The organism is Nostoc sp. (assembly GCF_036919615.1).
Taxonomy (GTDB): Bacteria; Cyanobacteriota; Cyanobacteriia; order Cyanobacteriales; family Nostocaceae; genus Nostoc.
Map to the genome: position 1 here is coordinate 101,329 of NZ_JBALCN010000067.1, position 21,615 is coordinate 122,943.

Below are 21,615 nucleotides of genomic sequence, written 5' to 3' on the forward strand. Positions count from 1 at the left end.
CATGCAGGCACCCCTGGAACAACTTTCACAAATTATTGTGTTTGCAGGTTTAGAAACAGCAGATAAAGTAAATTTGCAACCTTACACTCAAGTGCAACGGTATCGCAAAGGAGAGATTATTCTGCATGAGGGCGATCGCTTACCAGCAAAACTCTATGCTGTTGTTAGTGGAGCAATTCAAGTTACCAAAACAGCAATAACGGGGAAAGAAACGATTCTCCGCGCTTTAGCTGCTGGAGAAATTTTTGCGGCTCCTGCTTTATTAGGAAATGGAATTTCTCCAGCAACTGTAACTGCTGAATTTGATTGTGAAATTCTGACTGTAGAGCGAGATGCTTTATTAAAAACTATTGGGCAAAATCCAGAAATTGTGTTACGAATGCTAATGGTTTTTAACAGTCGAATTCAGCAATTGCATGAAACAGTCCACGGATTAGTTTCTGAAAGAGCTATTGTTCGCCTTGCCAGGTTAATTCAATATTTTGCTGCTGAATCGGGAACTGAATCAAGTCTACAAGGTGAGTGTTTAAAAGTAAAATTATCTTATTATCGCATGGCTCGGAGTAGTGGCATTACTTATGAAGAATGTGTGCGGTTAATTAAAAGTTTGAAATTAGTAATTGCCTATCGTCGGGGTGGAACGATTATAATCCTTGATGCTGAGAAATTGGATGCGATCGCTTCTGGTACAATATCACCTGAACATATTAGCTAATCCGCTCTAAACGATCCCAAAATCTTTTTCATCTCACAAGACGCACTACACTAATCAATTTACTTACCAACGGTTCTGCTGCTAAAATTGCTACATGAATCCTTTGTGCTAATCCACTTCTATCTGCATCATCTGTGCAAATAATAATACCAGCATAAGTAGGCTGTGAACGATGCAAGCGTTTGAAGTCTCTGCGATTTAAGGTTAAAACAACTCGCTTATCACTACTTGCAAATCCAAGAACTTTATCATCAGGAATTTTTAAATTAGCGTTTCCTGCTTCTTGAATAGTAAGAACATCATGCCCCAAATCACGTAAATACTCTACAGTTTCATAGGGAAACTGTTCATCTGCATACAAACGAGCCATTAATCTTCTTCATTCTCCTTAATGGCTGTTGTGATTTCCTCTGGGTATACTGTGGCATAAACCCAAGCATTGGTTAAGTCAGTTGCAGATAGAGTTGAATAGTCTTTTAAAAGTTGAGCTTCACTAATACCCAACTTGCGAGCATTCACTAATACCCAAACAGGAATACGGGTTCCTGTAATACACGCATCCCCACCACATACCCCTGGAATTTTCTCAATTCCACGCCAAGCATTGCCTAAGCTTTGAGCTAGTATCTGAATTGCCTGTGCTTTCTCGTTTGGCGTTAAGGCAAGTAGTTCTGGTTCCAACCTTTGAAGCGTCATAGCATTACTACCAACCCATAATAAAAGACTGTATTCAATATTTTAACTTATGCCAAATCTGTAGGTGGGTTGAATTAAATATAAAACCGCTGTAGCTGTAGGGGAGTCAGTGCGTTGCAGAGGTTTCTTCCGTTGTAGCAACTGGTGTTGTATTACGGCTTCCGTAACGTACCATTTCAGATTTTCCGTATACGCTAACTTGCATTTTTATCTGAAAAGCTTCTTATAGAGCATCTTTGCTATCCTGACTTTTCACGGGATGTGGAAAAGGTTATTTTGAGGGTTTCTCAAACCCTAACTTTTACGTTACCTATTTTCATTAACTTAGAGTTATTGAGAATTAGACTGTGGAAAAAGCCACGCTGTTTCGTGGTTTGAGGACTTACCGTGAAAAGTCAGCTTTGCTATCCGATTCCCAGCATGAAATACATAAAGTAATTTGATTGTCTCCTAGACGTTTCATATCTTTTGGTGAAAATGATATATTACACTGTTGCTCATATTTGTAATACATCCAGACGGATATATCATCTTTGTGAACCTCAAGTATAGAAAGCTTCTGATATTTGTCTTCTAGAAGATTTAAAAATATATCTACAAAATTTACTGGAGAGTTAAAAGCTTCTTTAACAAGTATTTGCTCCCAATAACAATTATTAGAGTTAGTATCAATACCCAAAATATCGTTGACTATTTTTATTTTGTCTTTTCCACAATTAATTCTCAAAATATACGTATACCTCACTGTGTGGCTCTTAATTTTATTTTCACTTAAATATTTTAGTATTCTTTTAGCAGGAAAGGAGTAGAACTAGACACAAAGCCGCGATGCTTTCCACTCATGGTCTAGGATAGCGTAAATAAAATTGTCGTACCATCTACCTTTAATTAACTCTTTTTCCCGTAAATGACCCTCACGAAGCATACCAATTTTTTCTAATACCCTTACAGAAGCAATATTCTCCACAACACACCATGACCAGATACGATGCATTCCCAGTTCTTCAAAGCCGAACTTTAAAATGGCCTGTGCTGCTTCTGTTGCATAACTTTGTCCCCAATATTGAGTATTTAGTTCATAACCAATATTTGCTTCCCGCATTTTTGCGTCGTTTACACGGATACCACAATTACCAATAAGCTGATTTTCTTCTTTAAGGACAATAGCTAACTGAAACGTTGTCCGTGGTTGCTCATTTTGCTGATCAATAAACATCTGGACAAACTCGCAAACATCCTTTTGTGTCCGGTGCGTCCAATCGTTGTAACGCAAGTACAAAGGATCAGATTGATAGGCAAAAACCGCCTGCCAGTCTGCCTCTATAAAGTCACGCATTAGCAAGCGGTGTGTTTCTAAGATCATGTCTTTTCTCTATGCGCTGAGTGCAGGCAATCTAGGAATTTTAACTTTTACATTTTGCACCCTGCTAAATCTACGTAAGCTAGTGGAATGATTAAGTTGCCTGATCAATTTTTTGCACTTCTTGATCAGATAGTTTCACATTGATAGCTTGTGCTGAGTCTTCAATGCTGGAAATCTTGCTAGCCCCAGGAATTGGCAAAATAGCGGGTGACTTGGAACGCAACCACGCCAAAACGATATTATACACAGATACGCCTTTTTCTTTAGCTAACTGAGCGATCGCAGGGATATCTTGTAAGTCCTGATGGCGACGCTTACCACCAAAGGGACTCCAAGGCAAGAAAGTCAATCCTTGCTGCTCACAATACTTCAACACGCCATCTTTTTCTGGCTGTCGTTGCCAAGGGCTGTATTGATTCTGCACTGAGATAATATCCACCACATCCTGCGCCCGCTTAATCTGTTCAACGGAAAAGTTAGAAACTCCCACAAACCGAATCAAACCAGCCTCCACTGCTTCTTTAACTGCTCCAAGGGATTCTTCAATCGTGTAATTAGTATCGGGAGAATGGTATTGCCAAACATCGATGGGTTTAGCACCACCCAACGCCTCAAAACTGACTCGAATTGTTTGACGCAAATGTTCTGGGTTCCCGTTGCTTGTCCAGTTGCCATTGGGACGCATCAACCCGCCCTTAGTTGCCACAATTACTTGGCTAACATCGCCTTTGTAACTACTAAGTGCTTTGTGAATTAATTGCTCGTTGTGATGCTTTTCTGACTCATCTTTGCAGTAAGAATCGGCAGTGTCAATAAATGTAATACCCAGATCCAAGGCCCGATGAATAACTTGGATTGATTGTGATTCGGGAGGGCGATTAGAAATTGACATGGGCATACCACCCAAACCGATCGCACTCACAAAGATACCACTTTTTCCTAGCTGTTTGGTTTCCATGCTTCTAGCCATAGCTTTCTGCCCCAATTATCTACTAGCTAGCCAAAGATTTTTTAGGGATTCATCGGAAATCTTCCCTAGTACTTAGATTTGGCGATAAGTGAATGGGTTACGAAGGGAATACTCTACTTAGGGGTTGAGTATTCTATACACAGGCACTGATGAAAATTGTAGAGGAAACCCGTACCAGATTGCGGCTAAAGCATCGACCACTCAGATATTGGTTCAGCGGATGGTGCATTTTTACTATCTGTTTAAGCTTTTTGATTTACTGCCTAGTTTTTGATTCTGCTTCAGTTAATCTCAGTTGTACTCGACCTTCACCAAACCAAATTAACTGTGAATTGAAGCGGTTTAATTTGCTGGGAAGTATGGAGAAACTCAAAATGTTTGATCTCCAGGAAGCATACGTTCTTACAAAGACTGGTAGCAAAGGATCGAAAACTTATCAAGTTATGATTGTGACTCCATTTGGAGACTTTGCCTTGCTGTCACATGTTAGCTATCAACAGAATCAGGAAGTTGCCTTTCAAATCAACGATTTTATCAACTCTGGGCAAACTTCCCTATTAGTGCAGCAGAATCAGCGGAATTATCTATTTTTTTTAAGTTTATTTATATTGATTATTATGGCGCTCGCTGCTTATTTTGCAACATCACCTGTAACTATCTGCACTTTATATAAGAGTATCAATAAGGTATATATCGAACGTAAAAGTCTCCGTGGCAACCAAGTTATCGAACATCCGCTAGAAAATATTCTGCGTTTTGATATCCAAGAAAAGCAATTTAAACACTCTAAGCTTTATCGGGTTGTAATTGTGCTGAAATCCTTCAAGGAAATCCCAATTAATCCACTATATACTGATGAAAGGAGCGTCCAATATGCCATTTATAGAATACATTCATTTCTAAGATATTAATAAATACTACCCGCACTACATACGACTGCGCTCATAGACTGAAGTCACAGATCCCCGATTTATTTGAGATGTCTATTTAAGCTACAGCAGATGGCAACTTCTCTTCTTAGGCTACGCTAAGGTAAGGTACAGATAATCGTAGGGGCACAACATGTTGTGCCCCTACCCATGTACTTCATTTACCTGAAATACGCTGTATGTTTGGTAATTGAATCCAACCTGACACGCTTAATCTGTTTGATGTCGTAGTAGTTAAGGTCATAAGTTCCCTTGATTTTCAGGGTGACAATGCCTATTTTATCTCTGAAGGTAATAGCTTTTCTGTTGGCAGAAAGTGCCCAGCCGCTTGTTTTGTATTCCATTGAACGGCAGTTTTTCTTAAACTTAAGAAAACCTTTTTTACCTTTAACCTTATTTTTGCAGTTAGCGTCAGGACTTACACAAAAATTGCTCAAAAGCTCAATTTATCGTAGACACGTAGTGGCTTGCCGCAGGCTACCGCCTTCTCTGCGAGACACTACGTGAACGCACAGCGTCTCGTTGGCGGAGCCTCTCGTAGAGAAGAGCGCCGAGAATTCGTAGAGTGTGCGTAAGTCCTAAGCGTAAAACTGAGCGAGTCGCACACCATCCACGTTCAGCAGCAGACTATCGAGCCATTGAGTTAAGTTGATTAGCGAAAGGGAATTCCTCAGCTAATACTGCACAGTATTTAGTAAGGTCGTATCTGCCCACATTTTTGTTATCTATCCAGTAACGTCAGCACTTATTTTGGATGAATTGCGATGTCCGAATAGCATCGTTAATGGCACTATACTGCTTGTCTTTCCCTTTGCATTTAAACTCGTAAACTATCATGGCTCAACCTTTGTTTACCACAATATTATGTTACCGTAGATTAAATAAGATGTGTGATCAGGGTAAGATAAATCAGGCGAATAAATTCGCTATTGGTGCTACATCCCCGTCTTTTCAAAGCGGGGATATAGCACCTATTGAAAGTTCTTATAAAGCATTGTGAGTGCAAAACGTCTGCCAGAAACCATTGCCCATGTCAGAATTACTCGCCAATCCTGGCAACACGGCTTCCTTGAGGGTGAAGTGAGTGCAGGTGAGTTTGAGTGGCATTTCCAGTGGCATTTTCGCCGGGGAGAACTTGCTGTCAAGCCTTCCCAGGGTCGCGCCTTAATCAAAGAACCCCTCGGTCGATTTTTGGAGCAACAAGATTATCAGTTAGAGCCTGGAGGAGATTATGCTTTTACTATTCGGGCAGAACTTTAAAAGTTAGAAGCCATTGAATTTGGGATTTTAGATTTTAGATTTTAGATTGAATCCAAAATCTAACAATTTTGAATTTTAGATTTGAAATTTTTCCTTTAATCCAAAATCCAAAATCCAAAATCTAAAATTGGTTGACTGCTGATTCAGTGAGGCGATTTAAGTATCTTTCGATTAAGAGAATGGCAACAATGTCATCTATCGGCCTTGGTGGCTGTCGCAGACCCTGCGGCAATAGCTTTATTAGCCCTTTGGGTGGGTACATTTGCCAATAGCGATCGCGTGCTTCTAAGGTTGTATAGCGCTCATCCACTAAAATAATATTCAGCGGTTCTGTCAATTCCTGATATAATTGCTGTCTCCACTGCTTGGCTGTAGTTTGGTCTCCCATGACCATTAAGGAGATAGGAAACTTTTGACGCAGTTTCTCAATCGTAGCGATCGCCTCTTTTGCCAGCACGACCTGATGATAATGCAGTTGCCGATCCAGTCCCATCACCGCTAAACCACACTTATCTCGACCTGGATCAAACCCCAAAATGACTGGTTGCGTTGGTGAAAATTCACGGAAATTCATAATAAATTTGAAATTAAAAATTAAGAATTAGAAATCTTCGCGTAGCATCTTCTAAAGAATAAATGCAATCACAGCAACAATTTTGGCTGCTGTTCAATATCTTTAAATCTTACTAATAAGAGTGTACAAATAATTTTTTAAGTACTAAAAATAATTTGTCCGTTGACTATTGCCACTAATTTTACTCTCAATGGCCCGGCTGTATAAGTGTCCTCTGCTGCGATCGCTTTGATTTCCAATGGTTGATTATACTGTCTTAGTTGGGTGACAAAGCGCAGAAAAGTCCCGTCTACTTGCACATTCTCGACAATTCCGGCGTTACGGGCCCGAAATTGGGAAGCAGAAATCAGTATTTCCAGCCGCTGCTGTAACTGATAGGATGTCATGGTTTGGGAATCAGCAGTAGTTGTGGCCAGCACTGCGCCTCCCGAAAAAACCAGTTGATTACGGGCTGTATCAGCAAAAAATTCTATCTGCTTTTCTCCCCTGACGTAATTACCAGCCGAGAAAATTCGCACCACGTATTCTTGACCATCCTCAATCTGCTTGCTCAATTGATCAACCCTATCCTGGGTGACGCGCAGTAGCTCCACATTTGCCGGATTTGCCCCAGGCTCACTTAATTCGAGGTTGGCGTTGCGATTGGCTTCTTGCAAAAGTTGTATCACTGCTTGGCGAGCAGCAGCAGGTTGGAGAACACGAATTACACCAGCAGACAGAACTTGACCGCGAACTAAGCCCAGCTTACCTAGACGCAGGTCGCGGTAGGACTGATAATATTTTTCCAGCCTTGCAACTTCCAATTCTAGTTGCTCCTGTTGTCCTTCCAATTCTTTGAGGCGCGATTCCCGTTTGGCAATCACTTGCTCTTGCGTTGCAACTTCTAGATTACGCTTTTGAATCAATTGATCGAGTTGGGAAATTTTTTGATCGCGCGCTTCAATAGCTTGTTGACGGTTAGCAAGTTCGCGATCGCGTTTTTCAATAGCTGTTTTGGCTTCGTCAATGGCTTTTTTAGCTTCAGCGTACAGTCGTTGACGTTCTGTCTTCAGTAGTCCAACTGCCGCTTGTAACTCCTTTCTCTGATTGTAAACGCTTTGGAGTTCAGCTATAGCTTTTTGGTACTGAGTTACAACTTGTTTTAGCTGACCTTGAGTGCCTTGCAGTTGAGTTTGAGTTTGGGTTTGTTGATTAATGGTGCGGTTCAACTGAACTTGGGTTTGGCGTTGTTTAGCATTCGCCGCCTGCAAGGATTGATTGATTATCTGCAAGTCTTGTTGTGCTTTGGCTTGGGCAATTCTTGCTTGGTTTAGCTCACTCTCTACCTGACTTTTCTGAGTTTCTGCGGTTTTTAGCTGTTCCCGCTTTTGCCTGAGGTCTGTTTGAATATCCTCTAACTCAAAAACTCCCTTTCGCAAGCCTTCATCAGCAGCGAATAAAATCCCCAAGGTTGATGCTGAAATCAAACCACCCGTAAAAATAGTTACCAGTACAGCAGTATTTTTCGGACGAAGGTTAAAAAGTGAGAGGCGGGCTTTGCCAACTCGTGTGCCGATGCGATCGCCCACGGTTGCAATTACGCCTCCCAAAATTAAAATTGCTGCGATGAGGATGTATCCGGTGGTCATTTTTAGCTACCGAAATCCTTCCAGATACAGCCTACTACTTTTAACCATTGTCTGTGGAGAAGTGGAAATTGGCAATAGCTGAAATTGCTCAATTTTAGATTTACCTTTAGCTATTAGTGTCATTTTTCAAAACACAACACGCGCCGACTCCCCTTTCTCCAATTGCTTTTATGTGAACTGCCTACTTAAAGTAACAGGTTTATGCACAGTAATCTTCTTTTTGTGGATAGAAATCATCTTTTTTTCACGCAAATCCCCCAGTAGTCTAGTAACGGTAACACGAGTTGAACCAATTGCCTCTGCGATCGCTTGATGAGATAACTTCAGATCAATAGTGATCCCATCTGCACAAGGAACCCCAAAATCCCGACAAAGAATTAACAAAAAACTTACCAACCTAGAACCCATATCTCGGTGAGCAAGAGTTTCAATCATCATCTCTGTCTGTAAAATTCGCGAAGACAGACCTCGCAGCATTAACATTGATAATTCTGGATTTTCCTTGAGTGCTAGCTCCACCTGTTCAATTGGTGCTGACAGTAATTCCACAGGAGTAAATGCAACCGCATGGTAAAACCGATCCGACTTATTTCCCGTCAGCAATGACAATACACCAAAAACACTATTTTCCCGCAGCAGCGCTACCGTTATTTCCTCTCCTGCCTCGTACACCCTGGAAAGTTTAACAGCACCTTTCAAAAGAAAATAAACTCGTTCGGCAGGATCGCCAGGAAAAAAGATCGTTTTATTGCGTTCAAACGTTTCCACAACTGGCGGAAACGCCCCGGTCGCCATCTGACGAAATACATTTGCTAGGGCTTTATCTTGTGTCACGATCATCTCCCTTCCCCTACCCAATGCCGGAAAAACAAAAACTGATTACCTAAGAATACACCCGAAAAATGAATAAAGCACCGTCAACCTTTTTGTACTTTCCTATACTCAAACTAATCGCTTCATAACTCTTTGTTTATAATGATACATAATTGTTGATCCTTTCAGCTACTAATTGTTGATAAGTACTTCTAATTGCTGTATTTAAAAGGTTTTTTAAAGAACAAATAAAGATATCTTGAGAATATCTTTAGGAAAAATCAAGAATTTTGTCACAGCAAACACTCTTCCCAATATTCATTTTTGCAAATCCTGTGTAAAACAAAGACAAAACGTGCCTCAGATTCTAGTATGCTCCTAATGATCGATCGCATTAATAATTTCTATGCTGAATCTGACTGGAAAAAATGCCCTTGTTACAGGTATTGCCAATAACCGCTCGATCGCCTGGGGCATCGCCCAACAGCTACACAAAGCTGGAGCAAACCTGGGTATTACCTATCTCCCAGATGAACGCGGCAAGATGGAGAAAAAAGTTGCGGAATTGGTAGAACCTCTCAACCCCAGCTTATTTCTTCCCTGTAATGTCCAAAATGACGAACAAATTCAATCTACTTTTGAGGTAATTCGTGATCAGTGGGGGAAGCTAGACATCCTGATTCATTGTCTAGCCTTTGCCAGCAAAGATGATTTGAGTGGAGATTTTAGCCAAACCTCTCGTTCTGGCTTCAACACTGCCTTAGAAATCAGTACCTACTCGTTGGTGCAGTTAAGTGGTGCGGCTAAACCTTTGATGACAGAGGGAGGTAGTATCGTCACCCTGACATTTTTAGGCGGTGTCAAGGCAATCCCTAACTATAACGTTATGGGAGTTGCCAAGGCGGGGTTAGAAATTAGTGTGCGTTACCTAGCCGCTGAACTAGGGCCGCAAAATATCCGCGTGAATGCGATCTCCGCAGGCCCCATCCGCACTTTGGCATCTTCAGCAGTAGGCGGGATTTTGGATATGATTCATCATGTAGAAGAAGTAGCTCCCCTACGACGCACCGTCACTCAGTTGGAAGTGGGCAATGCTGCGGCTTTCTTGTGTAGTGATTTGTCCAGCGGTATTACCGGACAAGTTCTTTATGTAGATGCAGGATATGAAATTATGGGAATGTGACGCGATAAAGTTAGGAGTTATGAGTTATGAATTATGAATTTTTAACTCCCAACTGCTCACTCCTAACTTCTAACTCTTTCCATGCCCTATGCAAACAACCAATCGCCAAGTTAATTCAAACTACGACCAGTCAACTAAAACCCCTCGGATTGCCACTGTTCATCGCACCACCGGTGAAACTGATGTGCAAGTTACCATCAACCTGGATGGTAGAGGAACTTGCACGGCAGCAACTGGTATTCCGTTTTTGGATCATATGTTGCACCAAATTGCCTCCCACGGGCTGATTGATATAGGTGTCCAAGCCACGGGAGACTGGGAAATTGATGACCACCACGCCAACGAAGATGTAGGCATTACCTTGGGCCAAGCTTTGAACCAAGCATTAGGCGACAGAAAAGGTATTGTCCGCTTTGGTAATTTTCTCGCACCATTGGATGAAGCCTTAGTTCAGGTAGCGCTAGACTTTTCCGGACGCCCTCACCTCAGCTACGGCTTGCAAATTCCTACCCAGCGTGTAGGAACCTATGACACCCAGTTAGTCCGAGAATTCTTTGTGGCACTGGTGAACCATAGCCAAATGACATTACACATTCGACAACTGGATGGCATTAATTCCCATCACATTATTGAAGCAACGTTTAAGGCATTTGCGAGGGCAACGCGGCTGGCAGTGGAAATCGACCCCCGTCGGGCTGGCGTGATTCCTAGTTCTAAGGGCGTCTTGTAGGAGGCAAGCAACATGGGAGCAAGGGAAGCAGAGGGAGATGAGGGAGATGAGGAAGAAAAAACTCTTAACTCCTGTACAGACGCGATTAATCGCGTCTCCTAACTCAGCACTCACTCTGTTTGCGATAATTGACACACTGCGTGGTGATGGTTATTATCAGCCTATCGGATAACTTGTAATTAATACCAAGCTGGGAAATAGCGATTTAATCGAGATGAAGTCTGTTGCAGATGACCCTGATTCTCAACTTAATACAATCGACACTCCGCCAGTAGTCCTAACTTCTGAGTTGCGAAAAGTCTATCGCACTGGTTTTTGGCTAAATCAAAAACTCGTATCTCTGAAAAACTGTTCTTTAACAGTTTATAAAGGGGAAACCTTTGGGTTGCTGGGGCCAAATGGTGCGGGTAAAACCACCCTTTTAAAATTGTTGCTGGGAATTATTCGTCCTACTTCTGGACGGGGATTATTATTGGGTGAACCACTAGGCGATCGCAGTGTTAAGCAACATATCGGCTATCTGCCGGAAAATCCTTATTTGTATGACTATCTCACTGGCTGGGAGTTTTTGCAGCTAGCGGCTGGGCTATTCCAAATTCCCAATCGTGTACAACGCCAACGCATTCCCCAACTGCTGGAATTAGTGGGTTTATCGCAGACCGATGCCCGCAAAAAACTCCTACGCCGCTACTCTAAAGGAATGCTACAGCGTGTTGGGATGGCACAGGCGCTAATTAACGAGCCAGAATTGGTTTTTCTCGATGAACCAATGTCTGGTCTTGATCCTGTAGGACGCTACCAAATGCGGGAAATTATCTTGGCGCTAAAAGCAGATGGCAAGACGATTTTTTTCAACAGCCACATTCTTAGTGAAGTAGAACAGATTTGCGATCGCATTGCCATCCTCACTCAAGGCCAATTAATTTGCTCTGGTTCCCTCAATGAACTCTTAGGCGGAAAAAACACATATCACGTTAAAGGCCAAGGTGGTGACTGGGAAATTCTCAAAAAATGGATACCCACTCTCAGATTTGAGCCTGATGGTTCCTGGCAAGGTACACTACAAGATGATTACTATGATTTCTTCGCCAGTCTTCGTCTCATGGAGGGTAAAATCATTGCCATGAACTTGTCGCGTCACTCCCTAGAAGAATTTTTTATTCAACAAATCCAAAGAAAAAATAACTCACTGAATTAATCTTCTTGCTTCTTGCCAAACAGTAAATTTTGGGTTACTTTGAGGAACAAAACCCAAAAATTCTGCTTTTTTAAGCTTATCTTTCTCAAGCCAACCCATACAAAATCAAATTCCAATCTCTTTTTAAGGTTATTTGTATTTATTTAATGAGCTTGTTGATAATTTTGCTAATCATAGCAGATTTAAAATCACAGTTTAAATGTTATAAAATTGACTTCTGCAAGAAAATTTTATTCGGAAGTACTTTATTGGTTAACAGACAATTTCTTGTATAAACTGCTTTTAGTTGCGTAAATTATCTATTTTTTGATAATTGCTCTATTCAAGCAATGTTAACTTTAAATTAACTTCACTAAAAATTCAAATTCAATAAACAAATTTCCTCCGGAAAATCACACTTTTCGAGGAAAATAAGAGTGACGGGGAACTTGAATACTTAGGTATAGTCAAAATAAAAATGTTTAGACAGTACATTATTGATCGTAGTTTCAGAGTCTCAGGTAAATATGCTTAACAGAAGTTTGTTTAAATTCCTAAATCAGCCAGTTGTGGGTGTGGCTTTGTTAACTGCTGTCAATGCCGCTGTGCCATGTATCAGTCTAGCTCAGGGACGACCATTACCACCAACTACACAATCACCAACCACACAAACACCAATAGATACTAATTATTCATTAGGAGGCGGCGATCGCATCCGTGTAAATGTATTTGAAGTACCTGAATATACAGGTGAATACCAAATTCCTCCAGGTGGAGCAATCAACCTGCCTTTAATTGGCAGTGTGTCAGTCCTCGGTCTAACAACTGAACAGGCTGCTGACGAAATTGCTAGAAGATATGCTCGCTTCCTCAAACGTCCCTTAATCTCAATCAATTTGTTATCGCCTCGTCCCATCAATGTTTTCGTTGCTGGAGAGGTGACACGTCCAGGAGCTTACACTCTCAGCTTAAGCGGAGGCGCGGGAGACAATCCAGGCGTGCAATACCCCACTGTATTAACAGCATTGACAACAGCACAGGGAGTAACCCTGGCTGCGGATGTGACTCAAGTTCAATTACGGCGTAAAATAGGACGCTCCTCAGAGCAAGCCGTCAGTGTCAATTTGAAGGAACTCATTCAAACAGGCAGATTATCACAGGATATTACCTTGCGGGATGGAGACACCATAGTTGTACCAACAGCAACCAACTTCAACGTGGCAGAATCCCGCAATCTATTTGCAGCTAACTTTGCTGCCAGCCAAACCACACCCCGCACTGTAACAATTATTGGTGAAGTTAACCGTCCTGGTTCGTATCTTGTCACTTCAGGTAACACAGATGCACAGGGGGGCACCGCAGCTACTAATAGTGGCACTGCCAATCCCGCTGGTCTACCAAATGTGACGCGGGTAATTCAACTAGCTGGGGGAATTACAGCACAGGCTGATGTTCGTAATCTCAGGCTACGCCGACCTACACGATCCGGCTCAGAACAAGCTATAGATATTAATCTTTGGCAACTATTGCAGAGTGGTGACGCCAATCAAGACATCATCGTCCAAGACGGAGATACAATTGTTATTCCGACAGCAACTGAAATCAACCCCGCAGAAGCTACTCAATTAGCTACTACTACTCTGTCTCCAACACGCATTCAAGTTGGTGTAGTAGGCGAAGTTAAAAAACCAGGATTAACAGACGTTCAGCCGAATAGCTCTTTAAATCAAGCTATACTCGCTGCTGGTGGATTTAATGATGCCAGAGCTAGTAGTAGTGCTGTTGATTTGATTCGCCTCAACCCTAATGGTTCTGTCACTAAACGTATAGTAAAAGTGGATTTCTCCGCTGGAATTAATGAGCAAACTAATCCCATACTCCGTAATAATGATGTTGTGGTAGTCAACCGATCTGGTGCAGCTAAGACTGGTGATACCATAAACACTGTAACTGGACCTCTAGGGATTATCCTTAATCTTCTGAACATTTTCGGACTCTAGTTTAAGATATAGATGCAAATTAGGGGCGTTGGTCAACCCTCTTCATCCCTAAAATTGCACCATCCTTGAATCAAAGCTCAATAGTCAAGAGTTAATATCAGTAGATCGAAAAGTTTTCAAGAACCCTTACCAGCCGTTCATTTTAGTTTAGGAACACAATTTGCCACAATTTTGTTCAACTCTGATTTTCAAGGAACGGACGTTGTTGGTAAGTTAAAAGTCCAGTGCAAGCGTAGGCGCAGCCCGTCGTAGACATCGCGATCATCAACCCCAAAATGTCGGCTGAAACCCTGATTATTTCGTCGACTTACAAAAGTTTTCAATCTACTGAATATAGCAATCCTAAATCATTCGTAAGAGAGAAAAAAGCTGAAAAGCTTATAAATACGTATTTTTATCTCCGTATTTTCTCACTATTTAATTTTGATGATATAGCACACCTACTTTCGGCACAAAATCTGATAGCGCAGCGTAAAGCCTGCGGCATGGCTTCGCTTAGAGCGAGTCTTCTCCCAAAGGGAGATGCCAAGGGCGAACGAGCGTCAGGGTGGCAAGCAAGCGGTTGTATCTTACTGCCCAAGGTTGGCTCATTAATGCAGATTGTAATAGACGCTGCAAACATTGGTAGAAAATTAGCGATGATGTTAGGGCTAAACTTTAGCGGAATCAGTAGAGGTGATTTGTCAGCACCTTTAAGATTCAAGTTATGGTCTTAAGAATCTCAGCTTTAGACGCTGAGAGTATCAATGAAAATTCTTAATCTGCATTGATAGTCTATTGCAAACTTTGTTGTAGGTACTTGGATTTATTATGATAATGAGAATATTTTAGAACGGAGAGGCAATAAATTATAGTCTCTGCCTTATTTATCACAATTTGATGATTATTATTATCATAAGAATTCTTTAAGTAAATTAACTGATTGATGACAGATATACTATCTTAACCATAGATCCCGCGTATACACAGTAGAATGATGTCCAATTGGAAATGACACATTTGTACGGTTACTTGGTGTCCATTAATGGGTTAACTCTGAATACTGATAATTTTTTCAGTATTTTCACCAAAAACCTTTTGTTGTTTATGACACTACCTGAAAATGCATTTAAGCCATATTTACGCGAGAATGCCCAGGTGTAAACCTAACAAACCGTGTATAACTTTACATATGGTCGTTATACGACCGTATCCAATACTGAGTTACTGATTAAGGCTAGAGCTACTGACCGTTGACGATTCAGTTTTTGCAACATACCCTATTTTTCCCTATGATGATTTATGGTTTCGGTTTTCTCAGTTTAAGTGCATCTCTTGTACTTCCTTGGGCATTAACAGGTTTGGTTCAAGGAGAGAGAATAACAGAGTCTTTAGTTAAAGATGTTGGTCAGTTATCCACTGTTCAGGAAATGCCACTACCTAGCCGCAAGCTGATCAGTGCTATTCCAACTGCGACAACATTCTATGTTAATAGTAACGGAAATGACAGAAATCGCGGACTCACTCCCTCATCCGCCTTTAGGACAATTCAAAGAGCAGCAGACCTGACTAACCCTGGCGACACCGTACTTATTATGAACGGGGTATACAGGAATGCATACCCAACAGGATCGGTACTAGATATTAAACGCTCTGGAAGGGCAAATGCATGGATTACGTATAAAGCATATCCTGGAGCTCGTCCGAAACTTCAGCACAATGGATGGCATGGAATTTGGATTTACAATAAAGCGTCATATATTGAGGTAAACGGGCTGGAGGTAGTAGGGAACAATCGCAATATAACCCTTGCTTATGCGAAGAGTCAGAAGTATAACCAATCCAACCCTCTGACGAATGGAAATTGCATCACTATAGATGGACGAGCAAAAGGTCGCACCCACCATATACGTATTCTCAACAATAAGGTACATGATTGTGGAGGCGGAGGCATTACAGCTACGGCATCAGACTATGTGACAGTGGATAATAACGAGGTGTTCAATAATTGCTGGTACTCGATCTTTGGTGCTAGTGGCATTTCGCTGCTCGACACTTGGAATTCTGACAACAGCCGGAACTACAAGATGTTTATAACCAGAAACAAGGTTCATAACAATCAAATGTTAATTCCCTGGATTGAAAACGGAAAGTTCCAAGACGGTAATGGCATTATTGTTGATCGTTCTAGAAATAACGGGTATCGAGGACGTACTTTGATTGCCAACAATATCACATATAAAAATGGTGGTTCGGGCATTCATACCTATGAAAGTGACCATGTCGATATTGTCCACAACACAGCTTATCTGAATAACCAGACTGCCGTAATTAATTACGGACAAATCATGAGTAATCATTCAGGTGATATCAAAGTTATCAATAACATCCTTTATTCTGCGCCTAACAGACCAATAAGCCTGAATGGTGGAAGTACCAACGTTACTTTTAACTACAACCTCTACAACAACAATGGTTCTCGTGTAAATGCTGTCGGACCCAACGATATTATGGCAGATCCACTGTTTATTAATGCCTCTAATGGGGACTTTAGGCTGAAGCGGAACAGTCAGGCAATCAATAGTGGTTTTAGGTGGAATAATTTGACAACTGATGTTGTAGGCAACTCTCGTGTGTATGGTTCAGCATCCGATAGAGGGGCATACGAAATGCGGTATTAGTTAATAATGACCTTCGCCAATTTATGAAGATTGACATCAAAGAAAACTGGATGATGCGTGCCTATTTTTGCCATCGGGTAAAAACTGAGTCAATAAAACCCTGCATGGTTTTTGTGGAAGGAATTTTTTACTATCCTATCTGCATGCACTGTGATTTTATGTTTTGCTTACCAGTGAAGCACAAGCTTGTCTTGGGTCGTTTCAGCAAAACTTAGACCTACTTTTTTTGGCGAAGGTATTGAGTTAATAGTATGGCATCGGGTTGTATGGCAAAATACTGATTTATTTATATAGAGTTTTTGTCTACAACCCGTTTTTGTAACCCACATTTTGAACCTGATATAAAACCTTGATTTTAATGCTATAGCATAAATAAGGGGGCGGTAAAACCAAATTAGATATAGTCTATTAAGAACTTCCAAATAATTAATTTATGGGTATTTCAACAATAATAATCATTGTTAAGAAAAGAAAGCGATAGCGGTCGGCTGCTGCTTTCTTCTGCCTGAAGTACCCATTAAAAGTCTGCACTTGTGAGAAATTATTGGAGTCACTGGGACTTAAACTTTTTCGAGGGAAAAACAAGCCTCAAACATATGCAGGGTAAGGAAAATGCATCAAATGCTCGAAAATGGCTCAAACCCAGATATATCAATCAACCTTTCAAAAGATGTTAAAGTCTCTGTGTATATAGATTTGAAGCTTTTTTATGGGTGTTTTTTGTCTAGGTCCCAACTAATTATCTTCTGAAACCCTGATCAATCTGTAACTATGACTTTATCGATGTCACCCAAAATTAGTCACATTGGAAAAAAACTTGCGTGATCAGCTAAAATTTTTGCCAAATAACAAGGCGACGTTATTTGATTTGGATAAAGTCGAGATAAACAATCTAGGGTCAGAGGAACTACGAAATTCTAATCAATGGTTTATTGATTGTCTTTTAGTAGCCCCTAAACTTTGGAGATTTTATTTTTTTGCAAGTCCCTTGAGTTCTTTTGTCAACTCCCTTGGTTTAAAATATTCGTGATCATGATATAAATAACTACTAGATTCATTTTTCTCAATGATTCCATTCACGACTAAACCTAAGACATTGTAATTGGATCTCTCTAACATCTCTTGAGCAGCTTTAGCAGTGTTAGAATCAATTACTCCAGGTCGAGCTACTAACAAAATCCCATCAGTCATTTGGCTTAAAGTCAAAGCATCGGCTGCCAAAAGCAAGGGAGGAGCATCAATAATTACAAAATCATAGTTATGTTGAGATGAGAAATTTTCAATTAATGATGCCATCCGTTTTGAGTCAAGCAAAGCAAGTGGGTTGGGAGGTCTAACTCCAGCAGGTAAGACATCAAGATTATCCATTACTTTAGATACAGCAACGTCAAATTCAGCCTGACCTACAAGAACCTCACTCAAACCAAGTTCATTGGTTAGTTGCCAGAGATGATGCTGAGAAGGAACTCGCATATCTGCATCAATTAGTAAAACTTTACGTCCTAGTTGAGCGATCGCTGCTGCCAAATTAGCTGAAACTGTAGATTTGCCTTCTTTAGGAACTGCGCTAGTTATCACAATAGTTTTGAGCACTTTATCTGAACTCAAAAATTTCAGATTAGCTTGAATCATTCGGTACATTTCGCTAGTTAAAGAGTAGGGCGTATCTCTGACAGCAATTCTTTGAGTTATTGATTCTACGTCTGAATAACGAGAGCGAACCTTTTTAACAGACAAAGGAACAATTCCCAGCAACGTATATTTAAATACATCTCTGACTTCCTTAAGTGTTTTAAGAGACCGATCTCTCATGCCTAGAAACAGAACAGTTGTAGTGGCCAAAAATAAACCGAACATCACTCCTAGCAGCAAAACTACAATTTTTTTGGTTTCTACTGGCTTATCTGGCACTAAAGCCTGAGCAATAATCCGCGAACTGGCTGTATTTGTATTCTCAACTAATTGTAATTCTTGAACCTTTTTCAATAGAGTTTGATAGGTCGAATCTGCAACTTCAACTTTCCGTTCTAACTCCCGCTGATTTTGTGCCAACTGGGGTATGATTTTCATCCGCTGTTCGTAGCTAGAACGAGAATTCTCTAGAGAGGAAAGTCTTTTAGTTAAGCCAAAGCGCTGTATTTCTGACTGCAGAAAATTTTGTATCAGGTTTTGTCTGAGTTCTCCAATCTGCAATTGGCTCTGAGAAACTTGTGTTTGATTGCCAACAGTCTGACCAATTTGCTGTTGCAGGAGAGATTTTAAGCTAGCTTTCTTTGCTTCTAGGTTAATAACTACGGGGTTGTCATCTAGGAAACGGCTGCGCTCAATCGCTAACTGCCGCTCGGTCTCTTGAAGTTGTGTAAGAACTCCCTGTACTGCAGGTGACTGACTGAGGGCACTCACAGCGATGGCCTGCTGAGAATTTAGCTCTACTTTCTGGCGCAGCTCATTGGTTTGCGCGTTTACCTCATCCAGTTGAGCTTTAACAGTATTCATCTCATTGTCTAAATTTCCAATAGTCGTAACGGCTGACTTTGTCTCCTCTGATAGATCTGCAATCTGATACTTTTGTTTAAATATACGTAGTGCTACTTCTGCATTATTAACAGCCTCTTGAGTTTTAGGAAGCTGCTTGGCCATAAATTGACGAGTTGATCCTGCCTCAGAGCGATTTGTCAAAATATCATTTTCTAAATAAAAATTCATAATTGTGTTGACTACTGCTGCTGATTGTTCCGGGTCATGGCTGCTATAGCTAATTCGCAATACATCTGTCCCACCAACAACTTTTAGTGTCAAGGATTTTCGGAACTTTTCTACTTCTATAGGTTTACCTTCTCCGTCTTTCAGTCGTAGTTTGTCTATTGTTTGCTGCAATAAACTAGGGGAAGTAATAACTTCTATCTGAGTGTTTATAGGATTTTGAGTTGCTAGCAGCGATTTTAAATCTCCTGCATCTCCTCCTTCAGTGTTACTAGGTACCAGATCAGTTCCTACCACTTTAAAAGAAGGAATTCTAAATAATAGTTTTCCTTCGGCTTCATAGGATGGCTTCATAAATTGTGTAGCTATAGCACTGAGCATAACTGTAGCTGCAAATATCGCACTAGCAGGTAACCACCATCGTTTCAATATTAACAAGTAACGACTAAGGTCTAAATCAATAGATTCTTTAGATTCCATATATTTTTCTGACATAAATCTTCAAAAGTACAGGTTTTAAGCGATAAACTCAATATTGATCTACTTAGAGTAGGTACAAAGCGTAGCTATTGATAAGACTAGTACTATTTTACAATGTAAGTCCAGGATCAGGTTTAATCCCGAATGCCCTTGTGGCATCCCAAACATGGCAAAAGCGAGTCAGACGGGAAGCCCCCACTGTATGGAAAGCATGCAGTAGTGGGTACTTCACTTGCATTGCCAAGCTTTCTCATAAGCCTCTAACAGTTTAGATACTTGATGTCGCCACTCTAGTTTCTCCTCCATTCGTTGTCTACCTAGCTTTCCCATTTGCTGTTGCCGCTGACTATCCTCTAGAAGTTCAAGAATGTTCTCGGCAAAATCCACAACATCATTATCCTTGGCATAGACAGATGCTCCTTCTGCCGACCGCCTTCCTTCCAAAAGGTCAAACTGAACAATGGGTTTTCCCATTGCCATGTACTCCATGATCTTGTTCATTGTTGAACGGTCATTGTAGGGCATTTTTTTATCAGGATTAGCACATACATCACAGCTAGAAAGTCGTTCTAAAAGTTCTTTATCAGGAATACGCCCGGTAAATTCTACAAATTTATTAACTTCTAACTCTTCAGATAGTGCCTGAAGCTTCTCAAACATCGGTCCACTACCGATGAGCATAAAGTGAATATCCTGGCGTTTTTTTTCATAGACAATGTAGCGCACCGATTGCAGCAGGTAATCGATTCCCTCCGGTTCTCCCATGACACCAACATACCCTACCAAATACTTTCGACCTTTACGGTAGACGGGGTTGGGCGGTACGGGTTGAAAACGGGAAAGGTCAGGTCCACTGCGAACAACGAAGACATCCTCTGGACTCTTACCTCCACGGGTAAGTGCTACTGAGAGGTAAGATTCATTAGTTGAGATAACTACGTCTGCTGTCGCAAAGGTCAATCGCTCAACTAACGAGAGTCCGTAATAGAATATGTCTCGTCGTCCATACTTAGCTTCGTACATCTCCAGATTGATATCATGGTGGTCAAATATGACTCTTACACCCTTGAGCAACTTGAACCATCCTGCCACCAAAAACAGTAAATCTGGAGGATTGCAAATATGGACGATATCAAACCCTCGCTCTCGCCACACCCGATGGGCAAGGCGAAACTCCCAAAAAAGGGCAGTACCATACTCCCGTAGATAACCTGAGACCGAACTAATATCAGGTGGCATTGGATGGCGATAAATGTGAACCTGATCGATTACCTCGTATTCTTCTTCAAACCCTTTACCTTTGGGACAAATCACCGAAACTTCATACCCAGCTTTTGTCAGGGTGGTGGCTTCCATCCATACGCGCCGATCAAACGGAACAGGCAGGTTTTCTACAATTATTACTACTTTCTTAGACATATCTCATTTGCCTTTCAATTGGCTTTTCATTTTTTAGTTAATTTGGCTAGATTTAAAAATAAAATTATTAACTTTTGCTCTATTTCTATGAGTAAATGTTGCTTTCGTCTCATCTCCCAAGAACGGCTCTTGATATTTTTAATAGGAAATATTGAGATCAAGGAAAAAATTTACCTTTATTCAATAACCAACCTTCATATCCAAAATCAGTAATTTTGTTGAATACCACTCTAAGTTACTTTAGATAAAAGAGAATTGTAATACGAAATTGTGGAGAGCAGAGACTTATCAGATAATTTTTAAAACTCATAATTT

General features: G+C 40.9%; 19 protein-coding genes and 2 pseudogenes. 9 read left to right on the forward strand and 12 right to left on the reverse strand.

Annotated elements, in window-relative coordinates; translation table 11 throughout:
* Position 1: 1 nt before the first annotated feature.
* The gene (locus tag V7K48_RS19850) at positions 2 to 715 is read left to right on the forward strand and encodes a Crp/Fnr family transcriptional regulator (RefSeq protein ID WP_335074920.1); all 714 of its coding nucleotides are present in this window, start codon (positions 2 to 4) and stop codon (positions 713 to 715) included.
* A gap of 28 nt (positions 716 to 743) precedes the next feature.
* Here the strand turns inward: V7K48_RS19850 and V7K48_RS19855 are convergent, their stop codons facing one another.
* The 5 genes from V7K48_RS19855 to V7K48_RS19875 all read right to left on the reverse strand — a co-directional run bounded on the left by V7K48_RS19855 (position 744) and on the right by V7K48_RS19875 (position 3,732).
* Positions 744 to 1,085: a DUF5615 family PIN-like protein gene (locus V7K48_RS19855; RefSeq protein WP_335074921.1), complete on the reverse strand. Its 342-nt coding sequence runs from the start codon at positions 1,083 to 1,085 to the stop codon at positions 744 to 746.
* Positions 1,085 to 1,411: a DUF433 domain-containing protein gene (locus tag V7K48_RS19860; RefSeq protein WP_335074922.1), complete on the reverse strand. Its 327-nt coding sequence runs from the start codon at positions 1,409 to 1,411 to the stop codon at positions 1,085 to 1,087. The genes V7K48_RS19855 and V7K48_RS19860 overlap by 1 nt, the downstream gene beginning before the upstream one ends.
* Before the next feature lie 382 nt (positions 1,412 to 1,793).
* Positions 1,794 to 2,138: a hypothetical protein gene (locus V7K48_RS19865; protein ID WP_335074923.1), complete on the reverse strand. Its 345-nt coding sequence runs from the start codon at positions 2,136 to 2,138 to the stop codon at positions 1,794 to 1,796.
* Positions 2,139 to 2,222: 84 nt separating this feature from the next.
* Positions 2,223 to 2,774 (reverse strand): GNAT family N-acetyltransferase, encoded by a 552-nt coding sequence (locus tag V7K48_RS19870; protein ID WP_335074924.1) that lies wholly within the window; start codon positions 2,772 to 2,774, stop codon positions 2,223 to 2,225.
* A 91-nt stretch (positions 2,775 to 2,865) separates the two neighbouring features.
* Positions 2,866 to 3,732: an aldo/keto reductase gene (locus tag V7K48_RS19875; RefSeq protein ID WP_335074981.1), complete on the reverse strand. Its 867-nt coding sequence runs from the start codon at positions 3,730 to 3,732 to the stop codon at positions 2,866 to 2,868.
* Between the two features lie 161 nt (positions 3,733 to 3,893).
* Here V7K48_RS19875 and V7K48_RS19880 point away from each other — a divergent pair, with 161 nt between their 5' ends.
* On the forward strand, positions 3,894 to 4,655 hold the full coding sequence (locus V7K48_RS19880) for a hypothetical protein (RefSeq protein ID WP_335074925.1): 762 nt from the start codon (positions 3,894 to 3,896) through the stop codon (positions 4,653 to 4,655).
* A 215-nt stretch (positions 4,656 to 4,870) separates the two neighbouring features.
* On the opposite strand, the pseudogene V7K48_RS19885 reads toward V7K48_RS19880, so the two are convergent.
* Positions 4,871 to 5,160 (reverse strand): annotated as a pseudogene (locus V7K48_RS19885) (hypothetical protein); the annotation flags it as partial.
* A gap of 143 nt (positions 5,161 to 5,303) precedes the next feature.
* Positions 5,304 to 5,510: pseudogene (locus V7K48_RS19890) on the reverse strand (RNA-guided endonuclease TnpB family protein); the annotation flags it as partial.
* Positions 5,511 to 5,669: 159 nt separating this feature from the next.
* On the opposite strand from V7K48_RS19890, the gene V7K48_RS19895 reads away from it, so the two are divergent.
* On the forward strand, positions 5,670 to 5,933 hold the full coding sequence (locus V7K48_RS19895) for a DUF3146 family protein (RefSeq protein WP_069070640.1): 264 nt from the start codon (positions 5,670 to 5,672) through the stop codon (positions 5,931 to 5,933).
* 121 nt (positions 5,934 to 6,054) lie between these two features.
* Here V7K48_RS19895 and V7K48_RS19900 read toward each other — a convergent pair whose 3' ends face one another.
* The 3 genes from V7K48_RS19900 to ntcA form a co-directional block, all read right to left on the reverse strand.
* On the reverse strand, positions 6,055 to 6,507 hold the full coding sequence (locus V7K48_RS19900) for a pre-16S rRNA-processing nuclease YqgF (protein WP_335074926.1): 453 nt from the start codon (positions 6,505 to 6,507) through the stop codon (positions 6,055 to 6,057).
* Between the two features lie 137 nt (positions 6,508 to 6,644).
* Positions 6,645 to 8,135 carry a DUF3084 domain-containing protein gene (locus tag V7K48_RS19905; protein ID WP_335074927.1) on the reverse strand — a complete coding sequence of 497 codons (1,491 nt, stop codon included), beginning with the start codon at positions 8,133 to 8,135 and terminating at the stop codon, positions 6,645 to 6,647.
* Positions 8,136 to 8,303: 168 nt separating this feature from the next.
* On the reverse strand, positions 8,304 to 8,975 hold the full coding sequence (gene ntcA, locus V7K48_RS19910) for a global nitrogen regulator NtcA (RefSeq protein WP_094347373.1): 672 nt from the start codon (positions 8,973 to 8,975) through the stop codon (positions 8,304 to 8,306).
* Between the two features lie 379 nt (positions 8,976 to 9,354).
* Here ntcA and fabI point away from each other — a divergent pair, with 379 nt between their 5' ends.
* The 6 genes from fabI (at position 9,355) to V7K48_RS19940 (ending at position 16,698) form a co-directional block, all read left to right on the forward strand.
* Entirely contained in the window at positions 9,355 to 10,131 is a 777-nt protein-coding gene (gene fabI / locus V7K48_RS19915) for an enoyl-ACP reductase FabI (protein WP_335074928.1), read from the forward strand.
* Positions 10,132 to 10,219: 88 nt separating this feature from the next.
* Complete coding sequence (gene hisB, locus V7K48_RS19920) at positions 10,220 to 10,861, forward strand: imidazoleglycerol-phosphate dehydratase HisB (RefSeq protein WP_335074929.1); 642 nt, start codon at positions 10,220 to 10,222, stop codon at positions 10,859 to 10,861.
* A gap of 214 nt (positions 10,862 to 11,075) precedes the next feature.
* Positions 11,076 to 12,059, forward strand: a complete 984-nt coding sequence (locus V7K48_RS19925) for an ABC transporter ATP-binding protein (protein WP_335074930.1) — start codon at positions 11,076 to 11,078, stop codon at positions 12,057 to 12,059.
* Between the two features lie 506 nt (positions 12,060 to 12,565).
* Positions 12,566 to 14,038 carry an SLBB domain-containing protein gene (locus tag V7K48_RS19930; protein ID WP_335074931.1) on the forward strand — a complete coding sequence of 491 codons (1,473 nt, stop codon included), beginning with the start codon at positions 12,566 to 12,568 and terminating at the stop codon, positions 14,036 to 14,038.
* A gap of 275 nt (positions 14,039 to 14,313) precedes the next feature.
* The gene (locus V7K48_RS19935) at positions 14,314 to 14,754 is read left to right on the forward strand and encodes a hypothetical protein (protein ID WP_335074932.1); all 441 of its coding nucleotides are present in this window, start codon (positions 14,314 to 14,316) and stop codon (positions 14,752 to 14,754) included.
* 516 nt (positions 14,755 to 15,270) lie between these two features.
* Positions 15,271 to 16,698 carry a right-handed parallel beta-helix repeat-containing protein gene (locus V7K48_RS19940; protein ID WP_335074933.1) on the forward strand — a complete coding sequence of 476 codons (1,428 nt, stop codon included), beginning with the start codon at positions 15,271 to 15,273 and terminating at the stop codon, positions 16,696 to 16,698.
* Between the two features lie 969 nt (positions 16,699 to 17,667).
* Here V7K48_RS19940 and V7K48_RS19945 read toward each other — a convergent pair.
* On the reverse strand, positions 17,668 to 19,881 hold the full coding sequence (locus V7K48_RS19945) for a GumC family protein (RefSeq protein WP_335074934.1): 2,214 nt from the start codon (positions 19,879 to 19,881) through the stop codon (positions 17,668 to 17,670).
* A 228-nt stretch (positions 19,882 to 20,109) separates the two neighbouring features.
* A complete protein-coding gene (locus V7K48_RS19950) occupies positions 20,110 to 21,300 on the reverse strand; it encodes a glycosyltransferase family 4 protein (protein WP_335074935.1) in 1,191 nt (396 codons plus the stop codon).
* Between the last annotated feature and the right edge of the window lie 315 nt (positions 21,301 to 21,615).